This is a genomic window from Chitinophaga sp. 30R24 (assembly GCF_049056765.1).
Lineage (GTDB): Bacteria > Bacteroidota > Bacteroidia > Chitinophagales > Chitinophagaceae > Chitinophaga.
Genome location: NZ_JBJGXX010000007.1, coordinates 16,825 through 33,614, shown reverse-complemented (window position 1 = coordinate 33,614; position 16,790 = coordinate 16,825). Strand labels below are relative to the sequence as shown.

Annotated in this window: 15 protein-coding genes and 1 tRNA gene; 15 read left to right on the top strand and 1 reads right to left on the bottom strand. The window is 43.4% G+C overall.

Annotation, left to right across the window (positions count from 1 at the left end):
* Nucleotides 1-22: 22 nt before the first annotated feature.
* The 10 genes from ACDQ55_RS15350 (at nucleotide 23) to ACDQ55_RS15305 (ending at nucleotide 12,633) form a co-directional block, all read left to right on the top strand.
* On the top strand, nucleotides 23-1,783 hold the full coding sequence (locus tag ACDQ55_RS15350) for a DUF4983 domain-containing protein (protein WP_420982289.1): 1,761 nt from the start codon (nucleotides 23-25) through the stop codon (nucleotides 1,781-1,783).
* Nucleotides 1,784-1,803: 20 nt separating this feature from the next.
* Nucleotides 1,804-3,252 (top strand): carbohydrate-binding protein, encoded by a 1,449-nt coding sequence (locus tag ACDQ55_RS15345; protein ID WP_420982288.1) that lies wholly within the window; start codon nucleotides 1,804-1,806, stop codon nucleotides 3,250-3,252.
* A 66-nt stretch (nucleotides 3,253-3,318) separates the two neighbouring features.
* Nucleotides 3,319-7,149 (top strand): glycosyl hydrolase family 28-related protein, encoded by a 3,831-nt coding sequence (locus ACDQ55_RS15340; protein ID WP_420982287.1) that lies wholly within the window; start codon nucleotides 3,319-3,321, stop codon nucleotides 7,147-7,149.
* A 240-nt stretch (nucleotides 7,150-7,389) separates the two neighbouring features.
* Nucleotides 7,390-8,466 carry an AI-2E family transporter gene (locus tag ACDQ55_RS15335; protein ID WP_420982286.1) on the top strand — a complete coding sequence of 359 codons (1,077 nt, stop codon included), beginning with the start codon at nucleotides 7,390-7,392 and terminating at the stop codon, nucleotides 8,464-8,466.
* A 35-nt stretch (nucleotides 8,467-8,501) separates the two neighbouring features.
* A complete protein-coding gene (locus ACDQ55_RS15330) occupies nucleotides 8,502-8,981 on the top strand; it encodes a hypothetical protein (RefSeq protein ID WP_420982285.1) in 480 nt (159 codons plus the stop codon).
* A gap of 206 nt (nucleotides 8,982-9,187) precedes the next feature.
* Nucleotides 9,188-9,706, top strand: coding sequence for a GNAT family N-acetyltransferase (locus ACDQ55_RS15325; protein ID WP_420982284.1), 519 nt, complete (start codon nucleotides 9,188-9,190; stop codon nucleotides 9,704-9,706).
* 68 nt (nucleotides 9,707-9,774) lie between these two features.
* Nucleotides 9,775-9,981 (top strand): hypothetical protein, encoded by a 207-nt coding sequence (locus tag ACDQ55_RS15320; protein WP_420982283.1) that lies wholly within the window; start codon nucleotides 9,775-9,777, stop codon nucleotides 9,979-9,981.
* 56 nt (nucleotides 9,982-10,037) lie between these two features.
* The gene (locus ACDQ55_RS15315) at nucleotides 10,038-11,909 is read left to right on the top strand and encodes a M1 family metallopeptidase (RefSeq protein WP_420982282.1); all 1,872 of its coding nucleotides are present in this window, start codon (nucleotides 10,038-10,040) and stop codon (nucleotides 11,907-11,909) included.
* An 82-nt stretch (nucleotides 11,910-11,991) separates the two neighbouring features.
* Nucleotides 11,992-12,360 (top strand): YccF domain-containing protein, encoded by a 369-nt coding sequence (locus ACDQ55_RS15310; protein ID WP_420982281.1) that lies wholly within the window; start codon nucleotides 11,992-11,994, stop codon nucleotides 12,358-12,360.
* 72 nt (nucleotides 12,361-12,432) lie between these two features.
* Complete coding sequence (locus ACDQ55_RS15305) at nucleotides 12,433-12,633, top strand: hypothetical protein (protein ID WP_420982280.1); 201 nt, start codon at nucleotides 12,433-12,435, stop codon at nucleotides 12,631-12,633.
* A gap of 135 nt (nucleotides 12,634-12,768) precedes the next feature.
* Here the strand turns inward: ACDQ55_RS15305 and ACDQ55_RS15300 are convergent, their stop codons facing one another.
* Nucleotides 12,769-13,335, bottom strand: a complete 567-nt coding sequence (locus ACDQ55_RS15300; RefSeq protein ID WP_420982279.1) for a YdeI/OmpD-associated family protein — start codon at nucleotides 13,333-13,335, stop codon at nucleotides 12,769-12,771.
* Nucleotides 13,336-13,423: 88 nt separating this feature from the next.
* On the opposite strand from ACDQ55_RS15300, the gene ACDQ55_RS15295 reads away from it, so the two are divergent.
* The 5 genes from ACDQ55_RS15295 to ACDQ55_RS15275 all read left to right on the top strand — a co-directional run bounded on the left by ACDQ55_RS15295 (nucleotide 13,424) and on the right by ACDQ55_RS15275 (nucleotide 16,773).
* Nucleotides 13,424-13,496 (top strand) — tRNA-Lys (locus tag ACDQ55_RS15295).
* Between the two features lie 269 nt (nucleotides 13,497-13,765).
* Nucleotides 13,766-14,176 carry a hypothetical protein gene (locus ACDQ55_RS15290; protein WP_420982278.1) on the top strand — a complete coding sequence of 137 codons (411 nt, stop codon included), beginning with the start codon at nucleotides 13,766-13,768 and terminating at the stop codon, nucleotides 14,174-14,176.
* 354 nt (nucleotides 14,177-14,530) lie between these two features.
* Complete coding sequence (locus ACDQ55_RS15285) at nucleotides 14,531-14,920, top strand: hypothetical protein (protein WP_420982277.1); 390 nt, start codon at nucleotides 14,531-14,533, stop codon at nucleotides 14,918-14,920.
* Nucleotides 14,921-15,326: 406 nt separating this feature from the next.
* The gene (locus tag ACDQ55_RS15280) at nucleotides 15,327-15,467 is read left to right on the top strand and encodes a hypothetical protein (RefSeq protein ID WP_420982276.1); all 141 of its coding nucleotides are present in this window, start codon (nucleotides 15,327-15,329) and stop codon (nucleotides 15,465-15,467) included.
* Nucleotides 15,468-16,053: 586 nt separating this feature from the next.
* Complete coding sequence (locus ACDQ55_RS15275) at nucleotides 16,054-16,773, top strand: hypothetical protein (RefSeq protein ID WP_420982275.1); 720 nt, start codon at nucleotides 16,054-16,056, stop codon at nucleotides 16,771-16,773.
* Nucleotides 16,774-16,790 lie beyond the last annotated feature (17 nt).

The window sequence follows — 16,790 nt, the reverse complement described above, 5'->3', positions numbered from 1 at the left end:
TTATACTTTAATTTATTGAAACATGCAGCATAATAACATAAGATGGGGCTGGTGGATGTTGCCGGTGCTAATAACAGGAGTACTCGCGGGAGCAGCCTGTAATAAAGGATTCGACCGCGTGCTTGATAAAAAGGATTTTACAGACACTACCCGCGCCATCGTAAAAAATCCCAAGGTCTTACTGGTGATCATAGACGGTGCCCGTGGGCAGTCGGTACGGGATGCCAATACGGTTAATATCATGGGCCTTACAGCGCATGCTATTTTCAGCTGGAATACGGTAACGGATACACTGATTTCAGATTATACCACCTGGGCAGATATCCTTACTGGTGTGCACCGTCAGAAACATAGCATAGAAGGCAATACCCTGGATAATAACAACCTGAATAATTTTCCGGTGTTCTTTAAGCGTATCAAGGAAAGGAGCGCTGCTGTACGTATCGCGGCATTCAGTTCTTCCAATGCATTAGGTAATAACCTGGTAAGTAATGCAGATATGAACAAGGTATTTTCTGATGATGATAACGCAACCACCACTGCCGCAGTTAATGAACTGGGGGTAGATAGCGCGGGTTTGGTAATGGTGCAGTACAATGGTGTAGACCTCAGTGGCGCACAGTATGGGTACGATCTCAGCGTACCGCAATACAGGAATGCCATCCTTCAGGCAGATGATAATATTGGTAAATTGCTTACGGCCATGAAGGCCCGTAAATCCTTTGGCAACGAGAATTGGATGGTTGTTGTAATGTCTAATCACGGTGGGGCCTATACGGTAGCTTCTGCCGATGATGATCATACCATTTTAAGCAATCCAAAGGTGAATAATTTCATCATTTTTTACAGCCCTTTATATATGCCCTCTTTTATTGATAAACCGTATACAGGTAACCGGTACATTGGCAAAGGTGTGCATTTATACGGAACAGAGGCAAGCGCTGTATATGCTACTATTAATGATGTGAACCATAATTATGACTTTGATAATACGCTTGGCTTTACCGTAGAGATGAAGATCAAAGTGCAACCAGGCGCTAATGGGGATTATACTTATTCTAATACCCCGGTGTTGACTAAACGTACTTCCCTAGACCCGGGAAATGTGGGATGGGCAATTGTGCTGAACCAGAAAGGCTGGCAGTTTAATCTGGGTCAGAATGTGCCAGGTAAAACAGATAACATTGTTGTAAGCGGTTCTGATATCAGCGATGGCAACTGGCATGATGTAGCTGCAGTGATCACCGTGGATACTGCTGCTAAAACAAGAACAGTACGTACGTTTACAGATGGTACTTTTAAGAGCCAGGCAGATATTTCCAATGCTGGTAATTTCAATAATCCAGCGCCTTTAACACTGGGTTATTTTTCTAACACGGGCAGTTATCCGGCACCTGATGTATATGTAACAGAAATTAAATTATGGTTGGCTGCAGCCACTGATCAAACGATTGGCCAGTACGCCTGCGAAACCACCCTGCCCAACAGTCATCCTCTAAAAGATAAAAAGGTGGGTTATTGGCCGGCGAAAGATGGTCAGGGTGGCGTACTGAAAGACCAAAGCACTATTATTACCGATTTTAAATTACAGGGACCTTACAACTGGTTCAACTTTAATGACCTTATCTGCCCGGCTTCCCCGTCTAACATTGCGTCGCTGATGCCACAATCAGTAGATGTGAGCCGCCAGGTGCTCGACTGGTTGCAGATCCCATCAGATTTGCGCTGGAACCTCGATGGAAGGGTATGGACCACTAAGTATGTAGCGATGAACAATAATTAACCTGCGTAATTATGTACAGGATGAAACAAAAAATAAAACTTCCGATCTGGACATTGTCAGGCTTGTTGGCTTTTGCCACAACGTCTTGTAAAAAACCAAATATAAAAGGTGAAGAAATTTCTGTGCAACAGGTAAGCGTTGCATTTAATGCCAAAGACGGACAGGTAAAAATTCCGGATGGGGAGAATAGCTATAGCAAGAACGCAGCTACCGTAGATGTGCCCCTGGAGATAAAATTATCGGATGCGGCACCTGCCATTTTTGATATAGGCATTACCGTGAATACGGATACGGTGGCTGCTATGATTGCGAATAATACGTTATCAGACGCCGTTTTATTGTCGCAGGAAAACTTTACGCTTCCCTACCTGGTTACAGTGCCCTTTGGTGCGGAAACAGCCAGTTTTAGCCTGAAAGTGAACCTATCGGCTTTTGAAAAGAATTATGGTAAAAAGTTGGCCGTTGCAGTACAACTTTCCGGGCCTACCAAAAATAATATGTTGGATGCCACCAAAAGAATAGTGGTGGTATTGATCAGTACTACAGATATTATACCGGTCAACCAGATCCATTATGTTTATTTCCAGGATGCAGGTAAAACCATTAACGTGCCGGATGTGAAAGTAAAGAATTATGCCGTAGGGCCTGGCACGTTACAGGTGCCTGTAAGCGTAAGCTATACCAGTACTGCAGGCAAGTCTTTTTACCTGCATGTAAAACCTAACGCAGATACGCTGTCCAGGTTAATAGCGGCTGGAGGGTTACCGGGGGTAGAAGCTTTGAATGCGGCCGACTTTACGTTGCCTGATTCCATCGCGTTTAAAGATTTTAATAATTCGCTTTCCTTCCCTGTGAACATTTCCTTGTCGGCGTTATTGCAGCATGCGGGCAAGAAGGTGGCGCTGGCACTCGACCTCACCGATCCTTCTGTATTTAAGCTGGATTCCACTAAAAGAACGTTGATCGTAGTGGCTGATCCGGGAGGATTAAAGTATAATCCTTATTCCGGTACCGCCTTGCCATTATCTGCCGCTGTGGGCAGTCCGGTTACTATTAAGGCCGCCGACTTTGACCTGGGTGGGGAAGGATGGGGCTACCATGATAACGACCCGGCTAACCGGGGTGGTACTTACCGTATGCAGGAAGGTGTGGACGTAGAAAATAATGGTGGTAATATCGGATTTACTGCTAATGGAGAATGGTTGAAGTATACAGTAGAATCGCCGGTAGATGGAGATTATGATGTAGGCATTGCACTGAGCACACCGAATTCTCCTGGGAATGTACACTTAGAAGTAGATGATGTGAATCAGACCGGTCAGATACCGTTCACCAACACCGGAGGATGGAGTAATTGGAACTATGTGCATGGCACTATTCATTTAACTCCCGGTAAGCACCTGGTGAAGTTTGTGTGGGAAGCAGGAGATACTAACTTGAAAGATTTCGTTTATACCAGAAAGAATTAGTCTGATATACAGGGTTGTTCCAGCCGGAGCAGCCCTGTTTTCTTTTCCCAACTTTAAACCGCGTATATGACATCAACATTGTTACACCCTAGGCAGTGGTTAATGCTGCTTTTTGTTTTGTTGGCCAGTATTCCCTGGCAATCGCAGGCGCAAACCTGGCGATTAATTAATCCACTTTACCCTACCAAAGACGCTTTTGTTGCTGCCTATTCTGTAGCGGATTATGGTGCTACCGGCGATGGCGTTACCGACGTAACGGCCATTTTTCAAAGTCGGCTAGATACCCTGCGTATATTAGGTGGCGGTACTTTATTTGTGCCTCAGGGAAAATATAAGATCAGTGGCACGCTGGTGATTCCCAAAGGCGTTACCCTGCGGGGGGAGTGGCAGAAACCTGTAAAGGGCCAATCCATTACGGGTACCATACTCATGGCCTATTCTGGTAGGGGCGACGAAAGCGCTACGCCGTTTATTACCATGGAGCCATCTTCTGCTGTAATGGACATGGCCATCTGGTACCCGGAACAATTGCCCGGCAGCATTACGTCCTATCCGCCGGCCATCCTTTTTGGTAAACCAGGTTATTTTGGTAATGATTTCTGCAATACCAAAAATGTTACTTTGGTGAATGCCTATAGTGGGGTGATCTTCTCCCGCACCAACGGTGGTAGCTGTCCTATTATCAATGGGTTATATGGCACTCCACTATCCCGTGGTGTGGAAATAGACAATATTGCCGACGTAGGACATATGGAAAGTATTGATTTCTCACCTGCTTACTGGTCTGGTTCCGGCCTGTCCAATGCGCCGGCCGCTGGCAGCGCTTTTGAAAGCTGGATCTATCAAAATGGTACCGGTATTGTGATGAGAAGGAATGATTGGTCTTACACGAGTTTTGTAAATATTGAAGGATATAACAAAGGCTTTCATGCCGCGCCTTCTATTGCCAGTCCGGGTGCTATTCCCAACGGACATAACTACGGAATGACCTTCACCAACTGTAAAACCGGTATTTACCTGGAAGTAGTGAGCTCGGATGGGATTATGTTTGCCCGTTGTAACACTGTTTCCTGCGAAACCGGTGTAGTCATAGCTGCCGGTACCACTGGTACAGCCCAGTTCCATACCTGCATACTGGGAGGCAACCTCAATGCAATCAACGTAGATCCTTCTTCTACTGTGCGTACCATGTTGGAGCAATGCACAATTACCAAAGGTGTCGACGATATTGAAGGAGGTACTTTTATGGCAACCGATTGTGACTTTAATAACAACCAGCCACAGATCACGCTGGGCAGCAATGCCAGGGGAATTATCACCGGCAACCGTTTTTCTAAAGGCGTGAGTATACAGAACAATTCGCAGTATACCAGTACTATCAACCATACGCCGCTTACATTAAAACCGTTGCCCACATTCCCGGATGTAACAGCCGCCACAAAAAAACCTTCCAGGACGGTGCTATATATAGCTACCAATGCACCTTTTAATGCCGTTCACGACGGTGTTACAGATAATACTACCGCAATACAGGCTGCCTTAAACAAGGCATCACAAGATGGTGGTGGCGTTGTATTTCTGCCGCCAGGTAAATACAAAGTAACCGGCCACCTGACCGTACCTACCGGCGTAGAGCTGAAAGGGGCTTCCGATCTCAGCACCGTGCCCACTGGACCGGGTAGTATCATTGAAGTATATGCCGATAAAAACAACGCCAGCGGCACCCCTTTTCTTAAATTATCCGCTAATAGTGGAGTGCGGGGCATCACCTTCGATTATCCGGAACAGTTATATTCCAACCTCCCTAACGTACCCGCCTATCCGTACTTGATACAAGGTACCGGCAGTGATATCTATATCGTAAACGTGGGCATGCGCGCTACTTATAGTGGTATCGATCTTTTTACTTATAAGTGTGATAACCACTACCTGGATTTTGTGACCGGGCACGTATTTCAAAACGGTATCCGGGTAGGTGGTAATTCTGCTAATGGCCGGATCTATAATCTGCAGTTCAATACTATCGTATATGCGGCAGGGTCAGAATCTAAATTTGGCAGCTGGCCTAATTCACCTACCGGCAGTAACACAGGTGCGTACGATTATAACTATGCTAACCTGGATTTCCTGACACTAGGTAATTGCCAGAATGAAATCTTATATAATGACTTCGTATTTGGCTCTCATAGCGGCGTGGTAATGTTGGCTGAAAGCGGTAGCGGGCCTTCTGGTTTGAGCTTGGGCCTGGGTATAGATGGTTCCCGCAACAGCATGCGTTTTGAAGGAGCTGGGGGCGGCGGTATCGATTTTATTAATTCCCAGATTGTAGGTTATGGTGATACTACCACAACGTATATTTCTACCAAGCCTACCTATACGGGTACCTCTACCTTCTTCAACTCCGATTATTGGGGTAATCCGGGCAGTGGCCTGATCATGAATGGAGGAACCATCAATATGCAGCAAGCTAATTTTCATCAGCCAGGGCAGTTGAGATGGGGTAATATCACCAGTGGTAGCCTAAGTATCCATAATTCTGCTATTTGGCCGGTTGGCGCTATTTTAAACCCTGGCGCCGGTTCACATCTGTCTGCCCGCGCCTCTATTATTGATAGTTCCCAGTTGCAGCCATCTACTACGGCGCTGTGGCAGAATAACCTGGGTAATATCTGGGCTGTTTCTGTGGCAGGCGCCATGGATAGGCAGGGCTGGACTGCCAGTGCCTCCATCAATAGCGGTAACGCTAAGAATGCGCTGGACAGCACAGCCAGTAGCCGTTGGGACACGCAAGGTTCCCAGGTGAACGGACAAAATTTTACAGTAGATATGAAAACGGTGAATACCTTTCATGCTATTGTGCTGGATGCTTCCGGCAGTCCGAACGACTCGCCCGCCGGCTACGATGTATTTACTTCCAACGATGGCACTAACTGGGGAACGGCTATTGCTTCCGGCGTAGGTAATACCGGTATGACCCTGATCAGCTTTTCCGACAAAATAGGCCGCTACATAAAAATTGTACAAACTGGGTCTAAGAGCAATTACTGGTCTATCCACGAGTTTTATGTATTTGGAACAGTGAATGTAGCCAGTGTGAGCGTTACACCTGTTACCGCCACTTTTAAAGTAGATTCCGTAAAACAGCTGACCGCTGCTATTCTGCCTGTAAATGCTACCAATAAAGCTAAAGTATGGACTTCCAGCAATACAGCAGTAGCTACGGTAGACAGTAATGGGGTAGTAAAAGGGAAAGCTCCCGGTATTGTTACCATCACTGTTACTACAGTAGATGGTAATAAAACGGCGATATCTACTGATACAATTATAGCGAATACCGGAGGATTGGCTTTGGCGGGTTCTGTTACGCCACAGTTAAAGGTTTATCAGGGACATGAACAGGTGGCCATGAATTGGACCGCTAATGACGTTCGCTGGCAAGCCTTTGTGGTAGAGCGCTCCGATGATGGCGTGCATTTTTATGGCCTTGAAAATGTGCCGGCTGCCATGGGGCAGGGTAATTATCAGGCATACGATCACGATGTGCATATGGGAGACAGTTATTACCGTATCAGTGCGGTAGGTGTGGCTAACGGTATTGCCTACTCGAATATTGTAAAAATAGCTTCTGATGCAACATCGGCGCTTACCGTATATCCGAACCCAGTAACCGGTGGCGGGTTACGGGTACAGTTTCCGGAAACTGCAGCTACCGGTGCTTACCAGGTGCGTTTACTGAATGCCCTGCAACAACCGGTATATCATACTACCGTAACAGTGCCGCAAAAAAATACCTTGATTACCATCCAATGGAATACGCAGTTATTGCCGGGTTACTATTTGCTGGAAGCAGTGCACCGCAATGGGCAACGGTTTGTAAAACCTGTTGTACTACAGTAAAGCCGTCAGTATTGCCATAATGTGTTAATTGTTTATTATTCGATCTGATATGAGGGCCGGCCTTTCTAGGCCGGCTTATTTATGCCTGGATAAGTAAGCTGCCATTTGCGGATGTATTCGCCAGAAGAAAAGACAGGGTTATCTTGGCAAGCCTGCCGGCTAGTGGCTAAGTTAACTTTTATTCGGTAATGATGTTATATTTATGCAGTAAGCCGATTCCCCGGATTTAAAAATATTGGTATGAACAATCACTTCAGGTCTGGTTCCAGAAATATGATTGAATCCATTTTGGTACTGCTGTTATTGCTTGCATTGTTACTGGCACTTTATAACGTATTGCGTATATTCTTTGGAGTGCTCACTTTCGCACTTATTTTTTCGGTTTCTTTTTCCAAGTTGTTTGAGCGGATGGTAGATTGGATGAAGGGGCGCCGTAAGTTGGCGGCAGTGGTATATGCGGTAGTATTGATCGCCATTATTGCTTTGCCGGTTACTTATATTATTGCTGCGTTGAGCTCGCATATCCGGGAGCTGGTACATTGGATAGGGGATGTAAGTCAGAATGGGTTTCCGCCGGTACCGGAATGGGCGGTCAATTTACCTTTTATAGGAAAAGATGTCAGCGAATTTTGGGAGCGTATGCAGAAAAGTCCTACAGAAACCATCTATGGGCATGAACAGCAGTTACGTATGTTATTACGGCACATCGTAAGCGGAGGCGCCGGTATTATAGGAGCAGCTATCCAGATAGTGATCGGGATTATTATTTCCGCATTCCTGCTGATAGGTGGAGAGCGCGCCATGAAGCCGGTGAGAGGGGCCGCACAGCATTTATTGGGCCGTAAAGATGGGGACGACTTGCTCAATGCCACTACAGAAGCTATAAAGGGGGTGGCTATTGGCGTAATGGGCACGGCGTTTATTACCGCTATTGTAGCCTGGATAGGATTGAAAATAGCTGCTGTTCCTTTTGCTTTGGGATTAGCCGCCATTATTTTTTTTATGGTTGTAATACAGTTGGGTCCGCTGATAGTATGGGTGCCGCTTATTATTTGGATAGCCACACAGGGGCATGCGGGTATGACGGTATTTTTGATTATTTACGGTGTATTTATCCTGATCGGGGAAGCGATATTGAAGCCCATTCTTATTGCAAGGAGTGGTAAACTTCCTTTCCTCGTGATTTTCCTGGGGGTAATTGGGGGTATGGCCGCCTGGGGATTTACAGGTATGTTTAAAGGCGCCATCATTGTGGCGGTGTTCTATACTATTTTTAATTCCTGGCTGGAACGTAAAGATGATGCACATGCTGCCTGACAGATCGTAACTTTACAGGAATTATCTGTTAAATTATGAAAGCTGCTGCTATCAGCGATATAAAAAAAGCATTGGCCACTTTGCCGCCGGCGGAACTATCGGCGCTTTGTCTGCGCCTGGCTAAATATAAGAACGACAATAAAGAACTGCTTAGCTACCTGCTGTTTGATGCGGAAGATGTGGAAGGCTATATTACAGCCGTAAAAGAAGAAATGGACCATGAGTTTACCGCCATGGCTAGTGACAAACAATATCACGCTAAAAAAAGGTTACGGAAGATACTACGTATAACGAATAAGCGCATACGTTATACTGGTTCCAAACAGGCAGAAGCTGAATTGTTGATCTATTTCTGTACAAAGATGAAAAAATCCGGGCTGTTGTCGTCTTACAGCCTCCAGCTCCTCCACTTGTATGAGCAACAATTGAAAAAGATTGCTAAAGTAATTGCCAGTCAGCACGAAGACCTGCAATATGACTTCCAGCAACAGCTGAAAAAGCTGGAAGAAGCGTAAAAAAACATTACAGGCACTACTGATAACTCAAAGCGGGGCCTAGTCTATGGCTATTAGTAGGAATTGGCCAACAAAAAGGGCTCCTTTGAATATTATTTAGGAAAAGTAGAGGCCGGTTGTGCTGTAAAGCAAGTGTATTTGTTCTCTTCAGAAGAAAACTTTATTTTGGTAGATAGCATGTGTATTTGTTGATATAAAATGTTTGCATGAAAGTCCTAAAGGAGACATCTCGTTTATTGGTGCGTACTTTTGCAGCCATAGATGATGCATTTGTACTGGAATTGTTGAATACGCCCGGCTGGCTGCAATTTGTAGGCGACCGGCAGGTGCACACACTGGCAGATGCCCAACGCTATATCATGCACAACTTATTGGGCTCCCATGAGGGTAAAGGGTATGGCGCCTGGGTGGTAGAATTGAAAACTACAGGACAAGCCATCGGCATTTGCAGTTTGTTTAAAAGAAAATACCTGGAGCAGCCTGATCTGGGATTTGCTTTTTTACCGGAAGCAGAAGGGAAGGGATATGCTTATGAAGCGGCGATCGGCACTTTACAGTATGGTAGGAATGAGCTGGCGGCCCCCAATATATTTGCGATCACCCAGCCAGATAATCAACGATCCGTACGGTTATTAGAACGGATCGGTTTTATGCGGCTGGGCACAGTATTACCGCCGGGTGAACAGGAAGAACTGGCATTATTTAATAAAGAATTCGCGGAGTGATCATAAGACGTTGAAATATTGGCTGGAAACTGATAAATTATGTTAAAGTTTTGAAGATACTCATCACTATGAAAAAGGTAATTATTCATTTAGATGGAAAAGACTATCATATTCTACCAGTAGCACATCAAGAAAAAACCTATCAGGTAGAAATAGACCAGGAACAGGTTACTTTCCGGCCAGATGAAAATGGCCAGTTACAGGCCTCCCACGATCATATTCCCAATGAATTTTTGTCCCGCCTGGCCCGTAAAATTGAGTCTTATTTTTTCTGACATAGTTATTTTACCGGGGTTTCTGCTATTTTTATCCCTGTAATTACAGTTTTGCTATGAAGAAAATTATGTATAGTGTGCTGTTGCTATTGGGCGCTCAGACCATTGCATCCGCACAGGAATTGTATATGCCCCGCAATATTAAACGGGCGTATGCTAATGAAACAAGAGATAAGAGTGGCCTTCCCGGAAAGCGTTACTGGCAGAATAAGGGGGTGTATAACATTGACTTGTCGGTGAACCCGCCAGACAGGAAGGTAACGGGTAAGGAAACTATCCATTATATCAATAACAGCCCGGATGCTCTTCATGGCATCATGTTGCGCCTGATCGTCAATTTACATAAGTTTCAGTCGCCACGCTCCGGCTATGTGAGCAAAGACTTTTTAACCGACGGCGTATTTATAGACACCTTAATTGTAAATGGCATACCATTAGAGTTTAATAACGATGTAGGCACTACCGCCTGGGTGCCGCTACCGCAGCCATTGGCCTCGAAAGACAGCCTGGATATGCAGATCAGTTGGCATTATGATTTATCTGTACAAAGTGGCCGGGAAGGGATGATAGACCAAACAACGGTTTACATGGCTTACGCCTATCCCAGGATTTCGGTATATGACGACTACAACGGTTGGGATGGTTTGGAACATACCGATCGTGCAGAGTTCTACAGCGATTTCAATGATTATAATGTAGCGGTAAAAGTGCCGAAAAACTTTGTGGTATGGGGCACAGGTGATCTGCAAAATGCGGCGGAAGTGCTGCAACCAGCCATTGCACGGCGTTTGAAAGCATCCTATACTTCAGATAAAGTAATACATGTTGCCTCCCTGGAAGAAATGCAGCAAGGAGCTGTTACCCAACAAACGGATTACAATACCTGGAAATTTATTTCCCGGGATATTGCAGACGTTACCTTCGCTGCCAGCAACCATTACGTATGGGACGCTGCCAGTGTGGTGGTAGACAGTAGCACGATGCGCCGCTCCAGTGTGCAGGCAGCTTATAATGATACGGCCACCGACTTTCATCATTCAGTGGCTTTCACCCAAAATGCTTTGAGCTGGTTTTCTCATCATTGGCCGGGTGTACCATACCCTTTCCCGGTAATGACTGCCTTCCAGGGTTTTGCCGACATGGAATACCCCATGATGGTAAACGATGGATCAGTAGGGGATGACCTTGGCTTTGCCCAACTGGTGCAAGACCATGAAATTGCACACACCTATTTCCCTTTTTACATGGGCATCAACGAAACGCGTTATGCCTTTATGGATGAAGGCTGGGCAACTACTTTTGAATACCTGGTGGCCATAGCAGAAAAGGGTAAGGACGCTGCGGATGCATTTTATCGGAAATTCAGGGTAAACAGGTATATCAATGACCCCTCTACTGAAGAAGACCAACCTATTATTTCCATGTCTAGCCAGGTAAGTGGAATGGGCTATGGCAGTAATTCCTATGGCAAAGCGTCGTTGTCGTATCTGGCAATGAAAGACCTGTTGGGCGATGAACAGTTTAAAAAATGCTTACACGCTTATATGAACAACTGGCATGGTAAGCATCCTATTCCCTGGGATTTCTTCTACTCATTCAATACTGCAGCAGGTGATAATCTCGATTGGTTCTGGAAGAATTGGTTTTTCAGCAACAATTATATAGATCTGCAGTTGCTGGATGTGAAGCCTGGAAAGAAAACAACTTTACGTATAGCCAATACCGGTGGCTTTGCTATTCCTTTTGATGTGGTAATTACTTATGTTGATGGTAGCATTACACGCGAGCATTATACACCGGTAGTATGGAAAGCAGCACCACAGGAGTTAGTGTTAAGTATTCCCACTACAAAAGAAGTAGCTATTGTAAAACTGGATGGGAATCTGTTTATGGACGCTACGCCCAAAGATAATGAGTGGAAAAAATAAGATTAAATTGAGTGGGTGTTTCATTTGGGAATAAATTATCGAGCTGCTTTCAAATTGCTGTTTCGTGCTTTATATTTGGTATATGAACTTAATTGGCAACATCCTATGGCTCATCTTTGGGGGCCTTTTTTCTTTTATCCAGTATATGGTTGGGGGCCTGCTGCTGTGTCTTACCATCATTGGTATTCCCTTCGGGCTACAATGTTTTAAGATAGCGTTTTTTACATTAATGCCCTTTGGAAGGGAAGTGAGGTCAGCGCCAGGACAAATCGGCTGTTTATCTACCATTTTTAACATTATCTGGATATTTCTCGGTGGCATCTGGATTGCGTTGGCACATCTGGGCTTCGGCTTGCTATTGACGATAACGATTATAGGGATTCCTTTTGCCCGGCAGCATTTTAAATTGATGAGCCTGAGCTTTACGCCCTTTGGTAAGGAGATTCATTAAGGCTGTTTATATGGCTGCGCATGCCCGCTGTTGGCATGACTATTGGTTCGTTTTCAGACTAAAACCTGAAATATGAAAAAGATATTGATTGCAGCAGTAGCAGTAGGTACAGCAGCATCTCTTGTGATGCTATATCTTCAAAAACGTCGTCAGGGAGGAAACTTACTTGATGATGCCAAAGACGCCGTAGATAGATCGACCAGAAGGATGCGTAAGTACATGCGCCAAACCAAAGATAAAACAGATCATATTTATAGCAACGCTATGGGCTGACCCAAAAATAATTTTAGAAAAGAGGGTATATCGAACTTTGATATACCCTCTTTTTCGTTGGAGTACCCGGTATTGCCTTTCGCAAGCGGTATAGTTCTGGCTGCATATTGCTCCAGGCTGGTAGCCCGGTAATGATTAATGGAACTTTTCTTGCCTCGCCAGCATTTCAATAAATGTAGCAATGCGTTTTGCGCGTGTTTCCGGGCTTTTGGCTGTTTGCAGCCGGAAATAAATGGCGTATAGATTTTGTTTATTTAGGGTATCGAAAAATGTTTTGGCTTTCTTATTCTTTTTTAATGCCGCCAGGAAGTCATCCGGCACGGCTGCGTTGCTCCCTGAATGGTAGGCTTTCTCCCAACGGTCATCTGCTTTGGCGGCATCCACCTCCCTGATGCCTGCAGGTTTCATTTTACTGGCTGCTGTCAAGCGCTCCACATGCTGCGTATTCTTTTCAGACCAGTTACTTTTAGGCCGGCGTGGTGTGAATTTCTGAATGAAAGAAGTGTCGTCGTATGATTTTACCGTACCATCTATCCAGCCATAGCAAAGGGCTTCATCCAGAGCCTGGGCATAGTTAATAGAGGTGAGCCCAGAGTTTTTTTTATACATGCGAAGCCATATTCCTTTCGCCGTGGCATGGTTTTCTTCCAGCCAATGCGCCCATTCTGCCTGCGTGCTAAAAATCATAATAAGTAGCTCCATAAGACGTATGTACATCTAAGGTATAAAAATAAATCAGAAAAAATTTGGAAGTAATGAATTAATGTATACCTTTGCGCTCCCTTTAAACGATTCCCTAGCTCAGTTGGTAGAGCAATACACTTTTAATGTATGGGTCTTGGGTTCGAGTCCCAAGGGGATCACTGGAGCCCGCGCTAGTCGCGGGCTTTGTTTTTTTAGTCGAGTTTTTAGTTGAGTTCCTTTTATATAACCTCCTTTTGTTTCCCATACTTTATATAGGTTAACCAGCTTTTACTAAGATACGTAATTTAAGCAAGTGTTTAAAGTACATTCAGTAATTCCACTTTGTCAAGGAACCTTAATTGGTGAGAAACGAAACCTTTGAGGGTATAAAGATTCTTGACCCATTAAAAAAAACGCTGTATTTTCAATCGCAAATAAACCCCCTTTCATGCAGATTCTAACGAGCCTTATCAGTGCAATAATTGGAGGCACAGTTGCAACCCTTCTTAAAGTATATTTTGATAAGAAAAAGGAAATTGATATTAGTTTAATGAAACTCACAGAGGAAAAATATAGGTCACTATTGATCTTTATGGCATGTGCTTTAGATATCACTAAGAAAAGATATTTTGCTTTGAATGAGCAAGTACCTAATGAGACAGCCGAAGACTATATGAACCAAATAAAGGAATATTATTATCATTCATTATTATATTCATCTGATGAAGTTATTTCATCTTTAAAGAGCTTTATTCTTAATCCCACAAAAGAAACTTATATCAAGGTGGCTCAAACAATGAGAAAGGAATTGTGGGGAAAGAACACCAACTTGGTATTGACGGACCTTACTTTATTATAGCCAATTGCAAAATGCTATCCAAATTTTATGAGTAATCACATATTGACCATAGAAAGTTAGTAGCTAGTTTAGCTGAACAGCTTTATTTTTTGGATTCATCCTTAACATTATTTTCAAAAGATGATTTGATCTTAAAGTATGATAACAAGCAGATAGGTAATCCTCTTTCGATTGAAATAAAAGCAGAGGTTGAAGCAAAATGAATTGGAATAATAAGGTTATTATTGCATCACACAAAAAATTGTAAATCTTTAATGAATCAATTGGGTATTCAAGATAAGATAGATTTTTTGGACACATCTGGTCCAAGGGGAGAACTTCATTCTATGACAAATATGAAAGGGGTTAGGAACGTTGAACCCAACCAATTCTTGGCGCTTGTGGCTAAATAAATACTGGGCTTTGTTATTGGGGGTTTCTCTATTCAAACAACACCAGCCAGAATGGTATAAATCGTACAAACGAGTAGATTTTCGTAAATGGTGGGAAATGGAAGTAATAGAGTACAATAATCACAGTCTATCGAGGAAAGATTTAGTTCTTTTTATCACCGATAAAGATGGGGGAGCGCATGTGGACAATTCAATTGATTTGAAGTATTATGACACGAAAAAAAATAGCCTGGTGCTGAACATTATGGGTGTAAATTCGTCACTAGAACAAAATATTATCTATGCTTCAGTTGCACAATTAGGCTGGGAGTTAATAAATTCTATTGACAAAGAACTCATTGTCATTCCCTAAATCCTTCAATTACCTTGTTTTTAGTTAGATTTATTGGTTTTCTTGATTATAATAAGTTCATGTAAAGGGAAAGCGAAATAGATTTGGAAACAGCTGTTATATTTTCGTATATTCATTCATATTGTTGTTGATCTTAACATAATAAAAAAACAAGGATATGAGAAGTTTGAACATGAAGCAGTTGAAATCCTTTTTTACCTTCGACCTCCCCGTTAATTACAATTGCATTTATTCCCGTTTTCGTCAAACCCATGAGGGACAGCGTTACATGTACGCAAGTGGCCCGCGGAGGTAACGCGCTGCCGGTTGATTAATGAGTATTGGAGTAATGCGTTATAGCACTATTTACTTTTAGTTGTTTTATCTGGCGTTGCTACGCTGCTTTATAGTGGACAATAGCATGTATATGTGTGCTGTTGTAGTGTTGGGAATGACAACGTATGTGCCGTTATATTTCCTGATCTATCGGCCTATTTTTACCGGTGATTTCCTGCCGAAGCTGGAAACGGTGATTGCTGCCTATGAAGGACGAGGCCGCGCATATTGACTTCAATAGCTTCAATCGTAGTTATGGTGCTGGGCCAAGGAACAGACCATAAATTTATCCTTACCACTGTTCTGGTCTGTATTGCACTGTATTTACCTCTGTACTTCATCACATACCGATCCATTTTTAATGATGAGTTTCTCCCAAAGCTGGAAATAGCTATTGCTACATATGAAGGTCGGGGCGCGCGTGGATGGAAAAGTGCAAACAAGATCAAGCATCGAACCGGGCGTTAGTGCTGTTGTTCTGGGTATTCGATAAAGCGAGTAAGGTAAATTACCTCACACCTAGTGATAACTGCGCGGGTTTGTTACACAAAATTTATGGTGTAAGTACTAAGGGAATGAAGAACGAGCTTGATTTATTGTACAAAAAAGAGAAACGAGCAAAGTTAGAACCCCGCTATATGGTAGAAGTGAGCAAAAGTTTCGAAGAGGCATATACTAAGTTACGAAATATACGCATAAGGATTTACGCACTTTTACCGTTGCTTAACGATCAAGTAAAAGAAACGACAAAATAGTTTTGAAACAGGCCCACTAATTTTGTATATTTATAAACATTGTTGTTTTAAAAAGGACAGAATATGAGAAGTTTGAATTTGAAGCGGTGGAAATCTTTTTTTACTTTTGACCTGCCAGTTAATTACCAATACCTTTATTCTCGTTTTCGCCAAACCCACGAAAGGCAACGCTATGTCTATGTGGGTTGGCCAACAATAGCTACGCGCCGCCAGCTAATTAATGATTATTGGAATAATGCATTATTGCATTATTTATTTTTGGTTGCCTTGAGTACTATTGTTGTAGTGCTTTATAGTGGTTTTTCGAGTAGTATGTATTTTATAACCCATGTAATGTTAGAGGTGATAATATATTTGCCTTTATATTTCATGGTTTATCGGCCCATTTTTACTAGTGAGTTCTTACCCAAGCTGGAAACCGTCATAGCAGAGTATGAAGGTCGGGAAAGGGCTTGGTTGGAAAAATGTAAACAGGACCAGCCAACTAACCGGGCGCTTGTGTTGCTGTTCTATGTACTGGATAAGACTAGCAAAATAGGCTATCTAACTCCTAGCGATAAGTGTGCTAATCAATTGCATAAGATTTTCGGGGTAAGTCCCAAAGGAATAAAAAATGAACTTGATCTTATCTTTAAAAAGGGTAAACGAGCCAAGTTGGAACCCAGGCATCTTGTGGAGGTTGCTAAAAGTTTTGAAGAAGCCTATACGATTTTAGAAGAGATGCAATTTGCAGAGGGCGTCCAGCAGTTAAAACAATTGGAGCAGCAGTTTAAAAGACCATAAGGCCTTTACAGGTAGGG